The sequence below is a fragment of the Nitrosospira multiformis genome (assembly GCF_900110185.1).
Classification (GTDB): Bacteria; Pseudomonadota; Gammaproteobacteria; order Burkholderiales; family Nitrosomonadaceae; genus Nitrosospira; species Nitrosospira multiformis_A.
In genome coordinates this window covers 1-1,391 of record NZ_FOCT01000042.1, presented here as the reverse complement: position 1 = coordinate 1,391, position 1,391 = coordinate 1, and the positions used below count along the sequence as shown (strand labels likewise).

The following is a 1,391-nucleotide window of genomic DNA, read 5'->3' as shown; positions in this document are numbered from 1 at the left end:
AACCATCCAGACCGTTGAAACTACTATTACCCGCATTCCGGTTAAAAACCTTGTCATCTCGCCCTTGAACGTCCACAAGAAACAGGGGAACCGGCCTCCAGGAACTAGCCGCCCTGATCGCCTCGCAAGGGCTGATCCACAATCTAATCGTAACTTCGCGCCGATCCCAGCCGCAGCATATAGCTATCAGAAAGCCTACCTGTGTCCCGGTTAACGCCTCGACAGAGAGTTGAGCTATCGAGGGACGAACAGTAAGGGTGGGAACTTTAAGTTCAATAGCAATGAGTCATCGCTTCTTTTTTTGCCTGCACTCCTTGATTTCCTGCATGAAAGGTCGTTAAAGGGGCAGCTATGGTCATCGCTGCAAGAAGTCTACTTAATATAAATGTTGGCTCAGTAAAGGAGAAAGCAAATATGAAGGCAACAATCCTAATTGCTGCACTTATTATTGTGATGGCAACGGGACCAACGCACGCGGGACTTATATCGGTCGTCCCCAGCTTGGAAACAACCGTGGGGACAACTTCGGATGTTGTCATAGACACAACGTTGGCTACTGCTGACACAACCTTGGGATTTACTGTGGAAACAACTCCGGAAGCCAGCGAGGGGGTTACATCTGATAGTACAGCTGAAGGATCTGTCTCGCTCTCAGAGCTTCTTTTGGACGATATGATTGCATCATTCAGTGCCGAAGTTGGGGCAGATACTACGATCAGTTCGGTAGATGCTAATGCGGACTTAAATATCAGTTCGGTAGATGTTAATGCGGACTTAAATATAGGTTTGAACGGGAATGATAACGGGTTAAACGGAAATAAGATCCCGGAGCCTGGCACAGTCCTTCTTGTCGGTATTGGGCTTGCTGCACTAATCACAAGAACGAGACAAAAGGTCTGCAAAAAAGGCACGCCTTAAATCAACTTGGTGCTCTTATCAAAGACCAATATGCTGAGGGAGATATAACACGAGTGCGCTTCCCCTTTCGTCTTGCGTTTCCAGCATGTGGAATATGACGGCTCCTCCTGCCCATAAGATTCATAGGGGAGCTGCTAGAAAAAAACAAAAATGCATGGAGCAGGTTAGGGGAGAGTGCATTGGGAGAGTCGCTTAGCACTCGTCATCCATCCTTATGGCTTCCTCTCGACATCTTCCTATTTCGAATTTGTCCGATACTTGCTTACCAAGCTTATTAACGGCTCCCCCGAAGCGCGAGTTGCGCGTATTGTATGACGTAGGGGAAAGGAAGCAAGGCTGCGGCAGGAGCGAGGATAGTGCTGATTCAGTTAGTCTTTCCCGTTCTTCCCATTCACTGCCGCCTTGAGCGTGGAGCCTGGCTTGAATGCAGGCACCTTGGAGGCGGCGATCTTCAATTGCTCCCCTGTTTTAGG

3 protein-coding genes are annotated in these 1,391 nt (G+C 48.7%); 2 read left to right on the top strand and 1 reads right to left on the bottom strand.

Annotation, left to right across the window (positions count from 1 at the left end; genetic code table 11):
• The coding region (locus BMY01_RS18170) for a hypothetical protein (protein ID WP_217638697.1) at positions 1-214 on the top strand (214 nt) is incomplete at its 5' end.
• 137 nt (positions 215-351) lie between these two features.
• The gene (locus BMY01_RS16895) at positions 352-918 is read left to right on the top strand and encodes a PEP-CTERM sorting domain-containing protein (protein ID WP_081354002.1); all 567 of its coding nucleotides are present in this window, start codon (positions 352-354) and stop codon (positions 916-918) included.
• A gap of 368 nt (positions 919-1,286) precedes the next feature.
• Here the strand turns inward: BMY01_RS16895 and BMY01_RS16890 are convergent.
• The coding region (locus BMY01_RS16890; protein ID WP_175463311.1) for an HU family DNA-binding protein at positions 1,287-1,391 on the bottom strand (105 nt) is incomplete at its 5' end.